This window comes from Candidatus Nealsonbacteria bacterium (assembly GCA_019923605.1).
GTDB lineage: Bacteria > Patescibacteriota > Minisyncoccia > Minisyncoccales > CSSED10-335 > JAHXGM01.
In genome coordinates this window covers 26,878-43,613 of the sequence record JAHXGM010000003.1, presented here as the reverse complement: position 1 = coordinate 43,613, position 16,736 = coordinate 26,878, and the positions used below count along the sequence as shown (strand labels likewise).

The window sequence follows — 16,736 nt, the reverse complement described above, 5'->3', positions numbered from 1 at the left end:
ATTTATCTTTAAACGTAACCCCTCACACCCTCAAATACTCTAAAAAGAAATTGGATTGAAATCGTTGCCTGAGCGACATCAAAACAGAGAGCAGTATTGCTAGATTGTCCGCCGTTCTTTTAGTCAAAGAGCCGAAAGATATTTTGCGTTTTAAGATAAGATGCCGCAACGATCTCTCGGCTTGGTTGTTGGTGAGCGGAATTCTGGAATCAGAAAGACAGGTCAGATATTTAGGAATGTTTTTAACGAGTGTTGTTTTCACGCGAATCAGTTTTTGCGGATCAAGTTTTCTAAGGCGGGAAAGTTTAGTCAATCTTTCAGAAAATCCCGCATATTTTTCAATCTTTCGATTTTGTTTCAAATCCTCGTAAATCAAACACAATTTTTGGTATTCATTTTTACAATGCAGTCTAGTTTTTTCATCCAGTTCTCCGGACTTGGCTAAATCTCTGAACTTCCTGATTAAATGAGCCCAGCACAGCTGATGCTTGTTCAGTTTTCGGTAGACTCCGTAATCATCGGACACCACAACACCGTTGAAGTCTTCTCCGATTAAATGTTCCGTATTGCCTTTACCCCTTGATTTTCCAACCAGAAAAACATTCTCTTTGGAAATGCTGCCACTCATCACCCAAGAATATGGAGTGTATCCGTCTCCCATGAATATTTTCCAGCTAGTCTCGTCTAAATGAATGACCGGTTCTCCCCGGATTTTCACTTTCAACTGTTCATAGAAAGGCCTCAACTTGACTGCTTCTCGGTTTAATATTTTGGCAATTTCTCCCTCTGAGATATGAATCTGGTAGGTGTCTTGCAGTATTTCCTGGATTTGAGAAAAAGAAAGCCTGCAGATGGTGGATAGGTAACAGGTGTATTTTTGGACATTCGGTCCGAGAATTACTTTAGCAGACGGGAGCGGAATACCCGTACTCCATTTTTTGCAATTTGTGCAGTAAGCTTTTTCCACAATATGTTTCAATACAATCTTTTTAGCTGGTATTGGAATATCTTCTTCGTAAAAAATGACTGTTTTCTTTTTACTTGTCTTTGCTCCGCAGGCACATTGGTTGAGCGGATGATTCTTAATTTCCGTCACTTCTGTCGGTATTGGTCTCTTGAATGAGTCACTAGTTCTTTCCACTTTCTCTGTCGGAGGAGTTAGATCGTTGTCATCGATTTCTTTTGATTTCTTTTTCTTCCCGAAAACCATCACTCGAAGCTCTTCGATTTGGAGCTTCATATCATCGATGGTTTTCTGTTGATCAGCCACAATGACATTAAGTCTCTTGATTTCTTGCCTCAGTTCTCTATTTTCATCCCGTAGATGCCGGATCTTTAATCTTTGTTTTTCATACAGAAATTCAATGTTTCGGAGACGAATTAGACGTTTTTTAATCTCTGTTTTAGATAATTCAACTCTGGACATATCCATATTTTACCATTATTTTGCAAGAATTTCTTTTCAGTTATCCACATTTAAGTGTGAGGGGTTACCCTGGGCGGAGGCAATTACTGGAAGGAACTGCTCAACGAGATCCGCAACATTCGCAGTGGTGAAAAGGTTTTGTCCCGCACTCCTGTGTGGGCAATGGACATTAGTTGTTAATTTTGTATAATAAACTAGTTATGAATTTAAATAAGGAAAAAACATACGAGATGTGGGAAAGAGAGAAAGGCATCATTCTTAAATTTGAAGGGTTGTCGGAAGACAGGGATGTTTATAACCCGGCGGTGTTAGAGAATTCTGACGGGAGTTTGTTGTTGGCAGCACGAGTTGAATCTAGGCAAAACGCCACCGATGCCAGAATTATGTTTTTTACCGAGAGTACTTTAGGGACATTTCGGGTTGTTGATCGGTTGCCGAAATTTGATGGCGAAGACCCCGACCTTGTTCGTATAGGCGATGAGCTTATATTAAGTATGGTGCAGGCCGATTGGGATAAGACAGACCCGACAAAACTGCTTGGTCTAAGGCAAATCTTTTATCGTGGTAAGTCTCCGGAAGAACTTCAGGAATTTACAAAAGGCCCCGAAGGAATGAAAAACATACATCTTGTTGGACTTTCAGATGGAAAAATTGGTGTTTATACGCGGCCACAAAATGGCGAGTATGGTCGCGGAAAGATCTGTTATAAAATACTAGACTCTCTGGACGAACTTAACCCAGAGAATATAGTAGGAGGGTGTTTGCTTGAGGATCGGTTTGAAGAAGATGAATGGGAGGGCGTGAACGCTGTGTATGCGAATATTTCTGAAAACTGTGAATGCCACGGGGTACTTGCACATAAGGCAAGCCGAGATGAAGATGGAGCACATTATGTTGCGACAGCATTCATCTATAATCCGCTGACCCAAAAAAGATCAGCTGTTGAGCAGATCGCGTCCCGAGGAGATTTCCCCCCGGGAAAATCAAAGCGAGCCGACTTAAAAAATGTTGTTTATCCAGGCGGTCTTGTTCGCCTAGGTGATGGCACGGCAATGATTTACGTGGGGCTAAATGATGTAGATGTTGCGCGACGTCCTATTAAAGACCCTTTTTCTGCACATGTGTGTCCATAAATTTTGTTCGCTAACGTTCATAAAATTAGTAATTTACCTGCGCCAAGGTTTTAGTAGGCAGGCAAAGGTAACCCGACGCTTGCTACCATTTTAAAAAATAGCCCAAGCGTTGGGAGTATTAAGCGATGAGTTTTTAAAATAACTATCCTATGACCAGTAAAAAACTTTTTGCGGGAAGAAAAATTGTTATCGCCACAATGCACAAAAAAGATCGTGTTATTGCCCCATTGCTTGAAGAACAACTCGGCGTCACGGCCGTTATTGCTGATGATCTAAACACCGATAAATTCGGGACTTTTTCTGGAGAAATAAAAAGAGCTGGAAATCAGCTTGAGGTAGCAAAAAAGAAAGCATATGCGGCAATGAAATTAACAAATACCGACATGGCAATAGCAAGTGAGGGAAGTTTTGGTGCACACCCTTCCATTCCGTTTATTCAATCAAATCTCGAACTCATTTTGTTTATTGATAAGAAAAATACGCTTGAAATTAGAGGACATCATCGAACATCTGAAACAAATATGGACGGGGCATATGTAACAAGTGTCGATGAAGCTGTTAATTTTGCTATAAAACATAATTTTCCTGAATTTGGAATTATTTTGAAATCTGGGAAGAAAAGTAAATTTGAAATATATAAAAACATTTCTACATTAGACGAGCTTTCCTATCGGGCAAAGAAAATGCTTTCCAGACCTTTTGTAAAAAAGATTTTCATTGAAACAGACATGCGAGCACATAAAAATCCAATTCGAATGAAAGCTATAGAAAAAGCGACAATAGATTTACTTAAAAATATTCAATCAGTTTGCCCAGAATGTAAAACGCCAGGATTTGTTGCTGTTGATTTTGAAAAAGGTTTGCCGTGCTCTTTATGTAAGATTCCCACCGATTTGCCAATTTATGACATATATCATTGTGAAAAGTGTGGTTTCTCAACCCAAAAACCTGTCACAAAATACGGTGACCTCGCAGATCCAAAATATTGCGGGCACTGCAATCCGTAAAATCTGAATTTATATAATTGTTAAAAGAGTTCTTACCTTTTATAATATTTCTTTAAAACAGTTGGAATGGTCGTGTGTGGACTAGGTGGGTGGGCCAAGCACATATTGATTTGTCTGCCCCCTAGTACAGGCCACATTGCATTTATACCTCGGGCCGACACAAACGGACGCAGATATGGTGGGCGTAAAACTGAAAAAAATGCTAGACTATACTTATAAGCCTTTTAGGAGGAGTTGGGTCTTTCACATAGAGATTTGCTATATTTTCAGGCGGGGATGCTTTTTGAACATAAGGCAAGGAGGTTATGGAATTTAGATGAAGGGAATGAATTTTCTTATCGATATTATTTAGCTCGATGAGAACTTAATAGTTGTTCACATAGAGAAAGATGTTTCTCCCAATGCTTGTCCTTAATCTTTTTTTCCAGCAAAGACGGTTCTTTATGTCTTGGAAATAAATGCCAGACTTTCTGATAAATATGATATAAAGGTAAGAGATAGAGCATTATCTAAATATTAAAAAAGAATGTCTAAATATTATAATCCACAAAGATCCAATATATATATTCCTGGATCCCAAAAACCCTTTAGATTAAGTCGAAGCAAAATCGATCTTTTTTTGAACTGCCCAAGGTGCTTTTATTTAGATCGAAGACTAGGAGTTAGTCAGCCTCCAGGGTATCCATTTTCGTTAAATTCAGCAGTAGATATTCTTTTAAAGAAAGAGTTTGATATTCATAGAACTAACAATACAGCGCACCCCCTAATGAAGACCTATGGAATAGATGCGGTTCCTTTTTGGCATGAAAAAATGGAGGTATGGAGAGATGCCCTAAGAGCTGGAATAACATATTTACATAAGCCAACCAACTTAATGATTACTGGAGGAGTTGATGATGTTTGGGTTGATCCCGAAGGTAAATTGATTATTGTTGATTACAAGGCCACCTCAAAGACTGGAGAAGTCGGAATAGATGCTGATTGGCAAATAGCCTATAAAAGACAAATGGAGATATACCAATGGCTTTTTATTAAGAATGATTTTAAAGTTTCTGAAACTGGATACTTTGTTTATTGCAATGGTGAAACGGACAGGGAAGCCTTTGATGGCAAGTTGGAGTTTGATATTAAGATCATTCCTTATACAGGCGACATATCTTGGATTGAGCAAACTATTTTTTCTCTTTACGAATGTCTTAATTCAGATGAAATCCCCTCATCAGGAGAGGATTGTGATTTTTGTAAATACCGAGAAGCAGTGAAAAACTTTGAATAAGGTTAATATATTTCATTTTTTATATTATAAAAAAAGGTTATAATTCAGCTATGACAAAAAAACAGCAACTACTTTTAAAATATTCCCTTCTCTTTATCGTCTTTGGCCTTTTTTTAGTGACTTGTTTTAGCTTTTTGCATTCCTTTATTTTAGTTTTCGGTATGGCCCTGGTTGTTATATCAACCTTTCTTTTTGGTTTTTTTGGAGGCTTCTTATCTATAGCTATAGTAGGGGCTACAGTTTTTTTTACTACTAATAAAATTGCATCAATAATACTAATAGAGATATTTTTTGGCTCTTTGATATATATTTTAGCGGTATTTTTGACCCAGCGTATGAGAATGATAATTAGGGGACTTAAAGAGAGCGAGGAAAAGTATCGTAATCTTGTAGAAAGGGCCAATGATGGAATAGTGATTAATCAGGACGGTATTATAAAGTATGCTAATCCTAGAATTCAAAGGATTATTGGCTATAAAGCTATTGAAGTAATTGGAACAAAGCTTAGTGATTATATGGCCGATAAGAGTGCATTACCTATTATCGATCGATATAAAATAAGGATGACGGGAAAAAGTGTCCCTTCAATTTATGAGACTCTTTTAAAACATAAGATTGGTGGAAGAATAAATGTTGAATTAAATGCAGGAACAATCGAGTATGAAGGCAAGGGAGCAGATTTAATTATTATAAGAGATATAACTCAAAGAAAACAGGTTGAAGATATATTTCATCAAAGAGAGCAAGAATTTAGAATATTAGTAGAACGATCTCCAGACATAATTTCTCGTTTCGATAGGGAACTTCGCTATATTTATATTAATCCCGCAGTAGAAAAAGAATTAGGCTTTCCAGCTAGAAGTTTTTTTTGGAAAGGAATTGGCGAAGTTGGTTTAAGTGAAGAAAATGTTGGAATATGGAAGGAATCTTTGGAATCAGTTTTTAGCAGTGGAAAGGAAAAGACAATTTATATGGAACAGTCAGCTTTGTATGGAAGAAAGTATTATAATATTCGCTTAATACCAGAGCTAAACAAGAAGGGGGAGGTTAGAACTGTTCTCGCTGTAAGTCGTGACATAACTCCAGCCAAGGAGATTGATAAGATAAAATCTGAGTTTATCTCTGTCTCTTCCCATCAATTACGAACGCCTTTATCAGTAATTAGATGGTGCTCAATTATGCTTCTTGAGGGGGGTGTTGGTGAAATGAATGAGGAGCAAAACAAGTACGTATCTAGGATATACGAATCAAGTAAGAAAATAATTAAAATGATTAATGCATTCTTTAATGTTACAACCTTGGACTTAGGAATCTTAAGTATATCTCCTCAAAGGATGGATTTCTTAAAATCGGTAGAATCAATCTTGGAAGAAGCTAGTGAGGAGATGAAAGATAAAGGAGTCACTATAGATAAAAAATATCCAGCTAATATGCCAGAGATTAAGGCGGATAAAAAGCTTATTAGTGTTATCTTGAGAGGGCTAATGTCAAATGCTATAAAATATAATGACCCAGGTGGTAAAATTTGGATAGAAGTTGGTATTAAAGATCAAGCTCTTCATTTTAAAATTGCTGATAATGGGTACGGAATACCAGGAGAAGATCAAAATAAGATATTTTCTAAATTCTTTAGAGCCAGCAATATAAAGAACAAAGAAATATATGGAGCAGGATTAGATCTTTATATTATTAAGTCAATAATCAATAATTGTGATGGTGAGATTTGGTTTGAATCTCCTAACCCTCAAATAGAGGATGAGAAAAAAGGCTCAGTCTTTTATTTCACCATACCCCTGGCAGAGATGAAGGAAGTTGAAGGTAAAAATGAATTAATAGTTTAATATGAAAAAAGAAATAGACAGTGGAACAATTATAGAAGGAGTCATAACTATAACATCACTTGGATCCGGTTATGTTGCTACGGATTTTTTAGAAGAAGATATTTTTATACCTTTTCAATTTTTAAATACTGCATTAAATGGCGATCGAGTGGAGATTGTTTTATCACCTGCAGTTACCGGTGAAAGACAAAAGGGTGAAGTAATAGCTATCACAAAGAGGAAGAAGGAAAAGTTTGTGGGAACAATTGAAAGAAAGAAAAAAGAGAAATTCTCTTTCCTTATCGCCGATGACCCGAAGATGTATGTAGATATTTTTATACCTAATACTCCAAAGGGAGTTAAAGATAATATAAAATGTTTAGTTAGAATTATAGAATGGAAAGACTCAAAGAAAAATCCAGTCGGTGAAATTATTAAGATAATTGGAGAAAAGGGAGATAATGATGTTGAGATGGAGTCGATTGTAATAGAAAAAGGTTTTGAAATATCTTTTTCTGAAGAAGTTGACAAAGAAGCAGCTGAAATTAAAAGAATGCATCCTACCGAAATGGAAAGAGGGTTTCGAAAAAGAAGGGATACTCGAGACGCGTTGACTATTACCATTGACCCAGTTGATGCAAAAGACTTCGACGACGCTATATCGTACAAAAAACTATCAGATGATCTTTATGAAGTTGGAATACATATTGCTGACGTTTCTCATTGGGTAAAAGAAAAAAGCCCCATTGACGAAGAAGCAAGAAAGCGTGGATTTTCTATTTATCTTCCTGATCGAACCATACCTATGCTTCCCGAGGTTCTTTCCAATGATGTTTGTAGCTTGAATCCAAATGAAGACAAACTAACTTTTTCAGTAATAGTTAAAATAACTCCTGAAGGCGAAATAAAAGATACTTGGATTGGTAAAACCGTCATAAATTCAGATAAAAGATTCAATTATGAAGAGGCTCAAGAATCAATAGATCAAAGAAAAGGAGATTATTTCAATGAATTGATTGAGTTACTTCAGTTGACTCAAAAGCTTCATAAGAAAAGAACGGAGAGTGGTTCGCTAGAAATTGGTCAAGAAGAAATAAAGATAGAGTTTGATAGTTTGGGACTACCATCAAAAATTTATACAAAGAAGGGAATTCCAACTCAAAATTTGATTGAGGAATTAATGGTTCTTGCTAATAATCAAGTGGCCAACGTGTTAAGTGATAGGGCGAAGGGGCGCGTCTGTATTTACAGAATACATGATAAGCCTGACAAGGACGCACTAGATAATCTCTTTTTGTTTCTGCGAAAGCTTGGACATAACCTAAAAATTCAAGGAACAAGCGCTACTTCAAAGGATCTTAATGATTTATTAGCCGATATTAAAGATACAGATGAAGAATTTTTAGCAAAATCAGTTCTTGTTAGATCATTGCCGAAGGCAATATACTCTATTGATAACAAGGGACATTTTGCTTTAGCTATCAAGAATTACGCGCATTTTACTTCTCCCATAAGACGGTATGCAGACCTTCTTGTGCATAGGTCATTGATGAAGAAGTTAGAGGGTAAGCCCTCCACTAAGAGTGAGACAATTTTTTACAAAGAAACAGCCGAATCACTTTCTCAGATAGAGATAGAAATATCATCTGCCGAGCGAGAATCGGTTGCTTTCAAACAAGCTCAGTATATGTTGCAACGAATTGGAGAGTCCAGAAAGGGTATAATCTCCGGGGTTACTGATTGGGGAGTATATATTCAAGATATTGAGACTAGATCTGAGGGGATGGTTAGGTTAAAAGAGATGAAAAATGATTTTTATGTCTTTGATAAAGAGAACTTTGCTATTATTGGGTCAAGAACGAAAAAGAAATATGCACTAGGAGATAAGGTTAACTTCAAAGTTAAGGGAGGAGATGTAGAGCAGAAAAGGTTAGATTATGTTTTTGCTAAATAATCAATAAGATAATTTAAAAATAATATGCAAATATCTGAAAAATTACCACAATTCACAAAAAAATCGCTCATTATTGTTACAGGAGGTCAGTCTGCTGAAATATATTTTGTTCACAAAGGGATGATTGATAAACTCGACTCTTTTAAATTCGAAAATTTAAAATATTCCGACAACGAAGGATTTTTTGCTAGAGGAGGAAAGGGAATGAATTTTGGTTATGGTGGCACGCTTGAAGAGAACAAGCAAGAATTTATTCATAAATTTTTAAAAGAATTAAGGGTTTTAATTGATAAAAATTTTAAAGAAAAAGAGCCCGAAAATATTTATGTTTTCTCTCCTGACTATATGAAGAATGATCTTCGAGATTCATTATCAAAAGAAATGCAATCGAAAATAGTTCTTTCTTTGAATGGTAATTTTACAGAAGTCCATCCTTTTGATCTTTTAAAAAAGATAAAAAGAGAGATAGATAAGAAGAGACCTAGTATTATTAGTGAGACCGTAAAAAAGATATTGAAAAAAAATAGATAAAAGAGTATACTGCTCTGGTGTAAATGTGATTAAGTAAAAAAATGTCTCTTTCTATCGGAATTGTTGGCTTTCCGAATGTCGGAAAGTCAACTTTATTTCAAACCATTACAAAGAAGCAAGTGGATTGTGCTAATTATCCATTTTGTACTATCGACCCCAATGTTGGGGTTGTTTCTGTTCCCGATGATCGTTTAGAGGAAATAGCCAAAGTTATAGAGCCTAAAAAGAAAACCTATTCTACAGTGGAATTTATAGATATTGCTGGAATAGTTGAAGGGGCTAGTAAAGGCGAGGGACTAGGCAATAAGTTTTTAGCTAATATCAGAGAAACAGATGTAATAGTTTACGTTTTAAGGTTATTCAAGGATGATAATATCATTAGCGTTAGAAATGAAATTGACCCTTTAAGAGAGCAGAATCTCTTAGACACAGAACTTGGACTAAAAGATATTGAGACGCTTGAGAAAAGAATACATGGCCTGGAAAAGGAAGTTAGGGCTCAAAAGAAAGAAGCAATTGTTGAAGTAGCGGTTCTTAAAAAAGCCAAGGAAATGCTAGAGGAAGGAAAATTTCTTTATCAAGGAGAGTTTGAAAAAGACGAAAAGAAAATTCTTTTACCTTATCAACTTTTAACCTTAAAACCAAGACTATATCTTCTAAATGGAAAAGACTCAGATCTTTCTCCTGATTTGGTGGAAAAATTCAATAAAAAAGGAGTTCTTTTTTTAGTCATTGATCTCTTAGAGGAGCATGAAACGGCGGGTTTTACACATGATGAACGTATTGCACTTGGTCTTCCAGAGTTATCTAAGATAGATGAATTAATTAGAAGGTCATATGAACTTTTAGGACTTGTAACATTTTTTACTGCAGGACCAGAAGAAGTTCGGGCATGGAAGATAAAAGAAGGCTCTAGAGCACCTGAAGCTGGAGGAAAAATTCATAGTGAATTTGAAAAACACTTCATTAAAGCGGAAGTTATAAAATGGACAGAATTAATAGAGGTAGGGGGCTTTCAAGAGGCTAAGAAGAAGGGTCTGATAAGAATTGAGGGGAAAGACTATATAGTTTGTGACGGAGACGTTATAGAAATCAAGCACAACGCTTAAAATTATTAGTTGACACAAATCCCCTTTTTTAAATTACAAAGATTTATGGAAAATAAAATGAAACTGATAGAAGTAGAAGAGATTAACCTTTGGGACAAGGAAGAGTTGAGCATAATAAGAGCATATTATTTTAAACGGGTTGATATTGGAGGCAAACTAGAGGACCGGATAAGGTCATTGTTTTTGCATTTGCTGTTCTGAATTGACAATTATTTGTTTTAGAATATACTGAAGTTAGTTCAATTTATTGAACTTAGCCCAGAGAACCATTCTCGTAAGCTTTCAAGGCTGTTTTTACGACCTAGAGCAAAGAGAGGGTTAGGGGAAAGGTCGTTATTAAAATTCAAAATAAAAACAATGGCCAAGAAGTTATACATCGGCAACCTATCTTACTCTACCACAGACGAAGAGCTTAAAAGCATTTTTTCTGAAGCAGGTAATGTAGAGTCTGCTAATGTTATTAAAGACAAGTTTTCAGGAAGATCAAGAGGTTTTGGTTTCGTTGAAATGTCAACAGACCAAGAAGCTACTAAAGCTATCGAAATGTTCAACGAAAAAGAAGTTGACGGAAGAAATCTTATCGTTAGTGAAGCAAAACCAATGACTCCAAGAGACAACGGAGGAAGCCGAGAAAGAGATTTCGGAGGAAAGAGAGATTTCTAATCACGGATTAATTCTAAAAACAAAAGAACCCTTTTTAGGGTTCTTTTGTTATCTAGTAGGTATTTTTACTTGCTCATTTATACTTAAGATATTAGCCCTCCAATCGGGATAGGGGTTACCGTCAAGGTCGGTTATTTCAACCCATCTAAATCCTGAACCAAGATATCTTTTTGCAAGTATCCAAAGATTGTCACCAGGCACTATTGTGTGGATGATAAAGTTCTTATCATCGATAATCGGGTCTTCCTTCTCTATTTCACTTTCTTCAATGTCTTTATCGGGAGAATCTATCCTCTCTTCAAAGGGGTTAGTATATATTTTTTGTGCTATTTTAATCCTTTTTGTGTTATTTGTTTCCCATATCCGTACAGTTTCTTGATAATTAGCTTTATGGAATAAGATTACTGGTTCTATTTGAGAAATTAATCTATCATTTGAGATAACACTTCTGTGAAAAAATATATATCCTAATATCACGCCTATAATTACCGTTATCATAACACTATGGAAAACATGCGCACCTATCCACCAGGCTATTTTTTTAGTCTTTTTTAAACTCTTTACTATTGAATTAATATTAATTTCCTTCTTCATTCTATTGGGTCAATAATTTTAGCGATAAGGTCATTCTTATAACTTCCTCATCTAAATCCAGTGCCATTATTAGATTTTCTGATTGAACTAAATAGTCACTAAGTTCCACCTTTTCTAGAAATTTCATTACATCGTTAAAAGAGCCATCTAGAATAATATTAAATGTTAACGGTATCCAATTATTGGTTTCAGTTGTTGGAGTGATAATTGATGAAATTTCAAGCTCGGTATTTGTTTCTAGAGAAGTTGTTTCTAGGAATTGAATAAATGTAAGGGGTGAATGACTGTCAATAAAAAGTGAGTCAATTCTATCTAGATCGGGTTGATATTGATCCAGTGATTCTTCAAATTTTGTTAGCTCCATTGTTTGCGTTACTAATCGTAATGATTCTCTTTGAGTTTCAATGATTCTCCTAGATCCTTTTTCAATTTTTTCTACTGTGGGAAATATAAACATCCTTATTAATATAATAGCGGTAAGTAAGAATAATCCTATTAATATATAAGGTTTTTTTATTTTGTTCATCGCTTCAATTCAAAGGCTAGTTGAAAATCAATATCATTTGGTCGAACCCAGCTTAACGGTGAGAAATTAACGTCAGATATTTTTTCAGCTTCTTCTAAATTATCTCTAAAGTTGATTAAATTAGCTCTTGTTCTGCTAAAACCTGAAATAGAAAAAAATATTCCAGCATCACTTTTCTTTAGGGAAATATTTCTAAAAAAAACACCTCCTGGCTTAAGTGAAGTAATTTGTTCAATGCCATTTGTGAAAAAAGTTTGATTTTCGTAGGACATTCTTGCCTGTGAAAATTTCTTATTATATTTATCAATTGATTCTTGTAATTGGTATGAATCCGAGCTTAAATGATCTTTTTGTAATTGCTCCAGCGATATCAATTCTGATTCTAGAATAGTTTCTACATACATATTTATGGATAACAATAAAAAGAGATAAAAAATCAAGAAGAATAAAGTTATACTGCCTATAATAGTAATCAGCTTCTCAATTTTTTTATCTAAAAGATTCTTCTTTTCTTTTGGTGGCAGTAAATTAATCATTTTAAAAATCTCTTAATGCTAATCCTATCGCCGTGCTAAGGCCTAACGATTTCTCTAAACTTAAAGAGTCTTTTTTTGTGACAACATTAGAGGCATTTGTCCATGGATTTCCAATCTCGGTGATTACTCCAACTCTTTCCTCAACAAACTTATCTATTCCTCTAAGGTTTGATCCACCTCCACAAAGAATTATTTTGCCCACTTCTCCAGTTGAATTTGGTAAATGTTCATGAGTTGTACGGGTTTTATAAAATTCCAGATGTTTTTTCATTTCTTGAGTTAAGTCAATAAGATTTTCCCTAATTGCTTCAAATACATCTTTTAATTCAGGATCACGTCCGCCTTCTTGTAAATTATATTTCCTTTTAATGTCTTCTGCTGTCTCCATATCAACAGCTGATTTTTCTGCTATAGACTGAGTTATTTTACTTGATGAGAAGGGGAAGGAGAACGTAAATCTTAAGCTAGTTCCAGAGAATATGATGAAAATAGTTTTATTTTCACCAATATCAACTATGAGAGTTGGGATATCACTCCTATTTTTATTTATTAAAGCACGAGTTATGGCCTGAGACTCTATTTCAAGTGCTCCCGGAATTAAGCCAGCTCTTTTAATGCATCTTACATATGGATCTATTATTTCTCTGGGGATTGCATTAATTAAAACATCTACGTGGTTAATGTTATGCCCCGCTGGTCTTATCAATTGAAAATCAAAATAAACATTATCTATTGATAAAGGGATATAGTTTTCTACTTCGTAATGAATTGAGCTTACCATTTCTTCTTCAGAAAGTTTAGGCATTTGGATAACTTGAAGAAATGATCTTTCTTCTGGAAGAGAAGCTACCACATGCTTTGTCTTTATTTTTTCACCATAAATGTTTGAAACCGCGTTTTTAATGGCCTGAACTAAAGCATCTTCATTTTTTATTTCCCCAGCCTCTATTATTCCGCGCTCAAGCTTCATTTCACCCCAAGCTGAACAATATGGCCCCCCCTTCCTTTTTTCAAGATTGATTATCTTAATTGAAGAATCGGAAAGATCAAGGCCAAATGATGACGGATTTAATGTTAATCGTTCTAGCATATTATTTACTATAACATACGATAGCTTATCTTTCTATTTAATTTCTCTCCAGCTAGCTACATTAGATATTGAATATATTACTTCTAATTTTCTTATGCGTCTTGAAACATTTCCTGTTGATAAAACCCTTCTTGATGTTCCAATAGGATTTATTTCCACTTGGGATTTTTTATCGCCAACAGTTAGTTCATAAGAACCTAGAAAAGAGGGGTCTTTTAATAGTCTTAGGAGAGCATCTTCAATTCCAGCTTCGGCTACATAATAACTTTGACTGGATCTGACATTGTTATTAGCGATTACTTGCTGACTTAAGGTCGTTATGAAAAGGCTCATACTTATAATTATAAATATGGATAGTGCCATTATAACAACAAGTATTGTAGCAAATCCTTTTTGTCTTTTCATATTAATATATTCTTAATGAAGTCGTTGACCTCATATTAATTACTGATTGATATTCAGGACGATTGATTGGTCCCTTATGTTCCGCTGTCATTTCTATTTGAATCGAATTTCTTTCCTTATTGGTGATTTTTCTGAAAATTAAATTAGTTATCGTAATATAGTCTGGAAATAACGGCGTTTTATCCAGTTCTTTCTCTATATAAAGAAGACCGTCGTAAAGAAAGAAATCTGTAATAGATCCGTCAGAACTTTTAATAGATATTTTTCCTGGATGATTATTGAAATTACTATTATCATCGATTATCATAGTAGAGAACTTTATTTCGTTATTCATAATTCTCATCGCTCTTTCGGTATAGTGCTGTGTCTCTCTTAAGGTTTTCATATTGATATTGAACCGTATCATCCAGATAAGGAAAGATGAAATTGCCAAAGTAGCAATTATCAAGATGCTTATATAGGTTAGCACCTCTATTAGGGTAAATCCTCTTTTTCTTATATTTTTCATTGTCTCCAGTTAGTTAAGTAGCTGATGATTTTAACCTCCTGATCTTTCCAGGAAACTATAACAGTTATTTTTCTGCTATCTTGATCTACTGATCCGCCAGATTCAATAATATTTCCCGAAATATTTCTTCTTACTTCATTGATTATTATTTTTCGATTAAAACCATCTATTTCCTGGTCACCGGGCGCTAGAGCCCAAGAGTCATTAATTATTTCCGGATGATATTCCTGAGGGGCTAGCGTTAGTGAGGCTAAACCATTAATATTCCAATCAGTTCCATCTCTAAATGACCTAACAGCCTCCATTGCTTCTGTGGCTAAATGGTTTGCTTGAGAGGTTTCTTTGGCTAAATTTGTGATTCGTAGAGAGAATATGGATAGCCCAGACATAATTCCAAAGATTATTACAATAACCCCAATAGCTACTAAAACCTCCACGATCGTCATTCCTTTATTGTTTTTTATTTTATTCATATCCTTGGCAAAGTCCAATTATATATGGCCCTATACAGATTAATCTTTCTTTTCTGGGGTCATTAATTATTCGTATGGCTATGTGGCCAACCTGAATAGCCTTTCCGGTTATCCTTTCAAATATCACCTCGGACCCTATATTTTGAAAATCAATTTCAAACATTTCAACTGATAGGGGAAGTAATGCTCTCTTGTCCTCGCCACTTTCTCGGGTGGCGTAACTTTTTCCCTTGAAGAGGGTTATGCTTTCTGGAGATGTCGTCCTGTTAAAATATACTCCCCAGCTATTTGCTTGCTTTGAGGATATGGTTCTATTTTGCGCAATTCTTAGAATACTTATTATCTCTTCAGAAGCACTATTTAATTCAGATTCTTTTCGAAAAAAAGAAAACATAGGAAATGATATTGCTACCAATATCATTACAACACTAATGACGATAAGAAGTTCAATTAATGTAAATCCTTTTTTCATTTTATTAATCTTAAAATGCTCCCAACATTGAATACATTGGCTGAAGCATAGAAATTGCAAAGAATCCTATAGCCACACCGATAAGAATCATTAAAATCGGCTCAATTATTGATGTTAAGTTTTTAGTTGTGGCTTCAACTTCTTCTTCCAAGAATTCAGCTGCTTTCAATAAAAGGCTTGATGTTTCTCCAGTCTCTTCTCCGACTTCCACCATTTGAATAATGAGTGGTGAGAGAATGTCATCATATTGGCTTAGCGCCTTAGAGAGCTTTTCCCCTTTTTTCACTTTTTCCGAAGTTGCCGCTATTGCATCTTGGAAATATAGGTTACCTAAAGTGTTTGTAACAATCTCTAGGCTTCTTGTAATAGAGGTACCTGAATTAAGAAGAGAACTAAGTGTACGACTAATATGTGCTGAACTCGTGTTTCTTGTAAAAGTAGCTATGAGAGGTATTTTAAGTGATATCCAGCTAAAAACTCTTTTTCCGGTTTTTGTTCGAAGGAATAGGGTCGTAGAAAAGGCTATTCCAATAATAGCAACGGGGATAAGAATTAAGTTATTAGCAAGAAAGCCACCGATACTTATTATCGCCTGAGTTGAGTTGGGCAGCTCAAGTTCCATTTCTTTAAAGGTCTGAGCCAATTGAGGAATAACAAAGACTAACATGATTACTCCGACCCCAAGCATGGCTGAAATGATTACTGCAGGATAAATTAGCGCTCCTTTTACTTTTGATTTTAGAGAATACTCCTTTTCTATATGATCAGAAAGAATTCCTAATACTTCTTCGGTTGTTCCAGATTCTTCTGAAGCCCTAATCATGTTATAGAAAAATTCAGAAAAGATTGCAGGATGTTTTAAAAGTGCTTCTGAAAATCTTTTACCACTTTTTACATCATCTTTTATTGTAATGACGGCTTCTTTTAGGAAATTATTTTTAGTTTGTTTTTCAAGAGCATCAAGGGCCTTAGAGAGGGAAAGTCCTGCTGATATCATTACTTTTAGATGTCTAATAAAAAACATCTTCTCGGAAAGAGAAACCTTTTTAAAAAAACTAATAGATGCTTTTTTAGAAGATTTGACTGGTTCTGCAGAAACAAGGAAGAGACCTTTAGAGTGAAGGTATTTTGAAAGTTCAGTTTCATTTTCAAAATTCGCCACTTCTTTGGTTCGCTCTCCATTATTATCTATGGCAACGTATTTATATTTCAT

At 35.0% G+C, this 16,736-nt stretch carries 18 protein-coding genes; 8 read left to right on the top strand and 10 right to left on the bottom strand.

Annotated features, from left to right (window positions below; genetic code table 11):
- Window positions 1-22: 22 nt before the first annotated feature.
- Window positions 23-1,432 carry an IS66 family transposase gene (locus tag KY054_00985; GenBank protein ID MBZ1356334.1) on the bottom strand — a complete coding sequence of 470 codons (1,410 nt, stop codon included), beginning with the start codon at window positions 1,430-1,432 and terminating at the stop codon, window positions 23-25.
- A 194-nt stretch (window positions 1,433-1,626) separates the two neighbouring features.
- Here KY054_00985 and KY054_00980 point away from each other — a divergent pair, with 194 nt between their 5' ends.
- The 8 genes from KY054_00980 to KY054_00945 all read left to right on the top strand — a co-directional run bounded on the left by KY054_00980 (window position 1,627) and on the right by KY054_00945 (window position 10,919).
- Complete coding sequence (locus tag KY054_00980; protein MBZ1356333.1) at window positions 1,627-2,559, top strand: DUF1861 family protein; 933 nt, start codon at window positions 1,627-1,629, stop codon at window positions 2,557-2,559.
- A gap of 149 nt (window positions 2,560-2,708) precedes the next feature.
- Window positions 2,709-3,566 carry a hypothetical protein gene (locus KY054_00975; GenBank protein MBZ1356332.1) on the top strand — a complete coding sequence of 286 codons (858 nt, stop codon included), beginning with the start codon at window positions 2,709-2,711 and terminating at the stop codon, window positions 3,564-3,566.
- Between the two features lie 526 nt (window positions 3,567-4,092).
- Window positions 4,093-4,842: a PD-(D/E)XK nuclease family protein gene (locus tag KY054_00970; GenBank protein ID MBZ1356331.1), complete on the top strand. Its 750-nt coding sequence runs from the start codon at window positions 4,093-4,095 to the stop codon at window positions 4,840-4,842.
- 50 nt (window positions 4,843-4,892) lie between these two features.
- Window positions 4,893-6,683 carry a PAS domain S-box protein gene (locus tag KY054_00965; GenBank protein MBZ1356330.1) on the top strand — a complete coding sequence of 597 codons (1,791 nt, stop codon included), beginning with the start codon at window positions 4,893-4,895 and terminating at the stop codon, window positions 6,681-6,683.
- A 1-nt stretch (window position 6,684) separates the two neighbouring features.
- Window positions 6,685-8,616, top strand: a complete 1,932-nt coding sequence (gene rnr, locus KY054_00960; protein MBZ1356329.1) for a ribonuclease R — start codon at window positions 6,685-6,687, stop codon at window positions 8,614-8,616.
- Between the two features lie 24 nt (window positions 8,617-8,640).
- Window positions 8,641-9,147 (top strand): host attachment protein, encoded by a 507-nt coding sequence (locus tag KY054_00955; GenBank protein ID MBZ1356328.1) that lies wholly within the window; start codon window positions 8,641-8,643, stop codon window positions 9,145-9,147.
- A gap of 41 nt (window positions 9,148-9,188) precedes the next feature.
- Complete coding sequence (ychF, locus tag KY054_00950) at window positions 9,189-10,256, top strand: redox-regulated ATPase YchF (GenBank protein MBZ1356327.1); 1,068 nt, start codon at window positions 9,189-9,191, stop codon at window positions 10,254-10,256.
- Between the two features lie 357 nt (window positions 10,257-10,613).
- A complete protein-coding gene (locus KY054_00945; protein MBZ1356326.1) occupies window positions 10,614-10,919 on the top strand; it encodes an RNA-binding protein in 306 nt (101 codons plus the stop codon).
- A gap of 48 nt (window positions 10,920-10,967) precedes the next feature.
- On the opposite strand, the gene KY054_00940 is transcribed toward KY054_00945, so the two are convergent.
- The 9 genes from KY054_00940 to KY054_00900 form a co-directional block, all read right to left on the bottom strand.
- A complete protein-coding gene (locus KY054_00940; protein ID MBZ1356325.1) occupies window positions 10,968-11,513 on the bottom strand; it encodes a hypothetical protein in 546 nt (181 codons plus the stop codon).
- A gap of 1 nt (window position 11,514) precedes the next feature.
- The gene (locus KY054_00935) at window positions 11,515-11,970 is read right to left on the bottom strand and encodes a hypothetical protein (protein ID MBZ1356324.1); all 456 of its coding nucleotides are present in this window, start codon (window positions 11,968-11,970) and stop codon (window positions 11,515-11,517) included.
- A 65-nt stretch (window positions 11,971-12,035) separates the two neighbouring features.
- Complete coding sequence (locus KY054_00930) at window positions 12,036-12,575, bottom strand: hypothetical protein (GenBank protein ID MBZ1356323.1); 540 nt, start codon at window positions 12,573-12,575, stop codon at window positions 12,036-12,038.
- Window position 12,576: 1 nt separating this feature from the next.
- Window positions 12,577-13,665 carry a type IV pilus assembly protein PilM gene (pilM, locus tag KY054_00925; protein MBZ1356322.1) on the bottom strand — a complete coding sequence of 363 codons (1,089 nt, stop codon included), beginning with the start codon at window positions 13,663-13,665 and terminating at the stop codon, window positions 12,577-12,579.
- A 33-nt stretch (window positions 13,666-13,698) separates the two neighbouring features.
- A complete protein-coding gene (locus KY054_00920) occupies window positions 13,699-14,070 on the bottom strand; it encodes a hypothetical protein (GenBank protein MBZ1356321.1) in 372 nt (123 codons plus the stop codon).
- 1 nt (window position 14,071) lies between these two features.
- A complete protein-coding gene (locus KY054_00915; GenBank protein ID MBZ1356320.1) occupies window positions 14,072-14,578 on the bottom strand; it encodes a type II secretion system GspH family protein in 507 nt (168 codons plus the stop codon).
- Window positions 14,575-15,051 carry a prepilin-type N-terminal cleavage/methylation domain-containing protein gene (locus tag KY054_00910; protein ID MBZ1356319.1) on the bottom strand — a complete coding sequence of 159 codons (477 nt, stop codon included), beginning with the start codon at window positions 15,049-15,051 and terminating at the stop codon, window positions 14,575-14,577. The genes KY054_00915 and KY054_00910 overlap by 4 nt, the downstream gene beginning before the upstream one ends.
- Window positions 15,044-15,523: a prepilin-type N-terminal cleavage/methylation domain-containing protein gene (locus KY054_00905; GenBank protein MBZ1356318.1), complete on the bottom strand. Its 480-nt coding sequence runs from the start codon at window positions 15,521-15,523 to the stop codon at window positions 15,044-15,046. Before KY054_00905 ends, KY054_00910 begins: the two co-directional genes overlap by 8 nt.
- A 10-nt stretch (window positions 15,524-15,533) precedes the next feature.
- The gene (locus tag KY054_00900; GenBank protein ID MBZ1356317.1) at window positions 15,534-16,736 is read right to left on the bottom strand and encodes a type II secretion system F family protein; all 1,203 of its coding nucleotides are present in this window, start codon (window positions 16,734-16,736) and stop codon (window positions 15,534-15,536) included.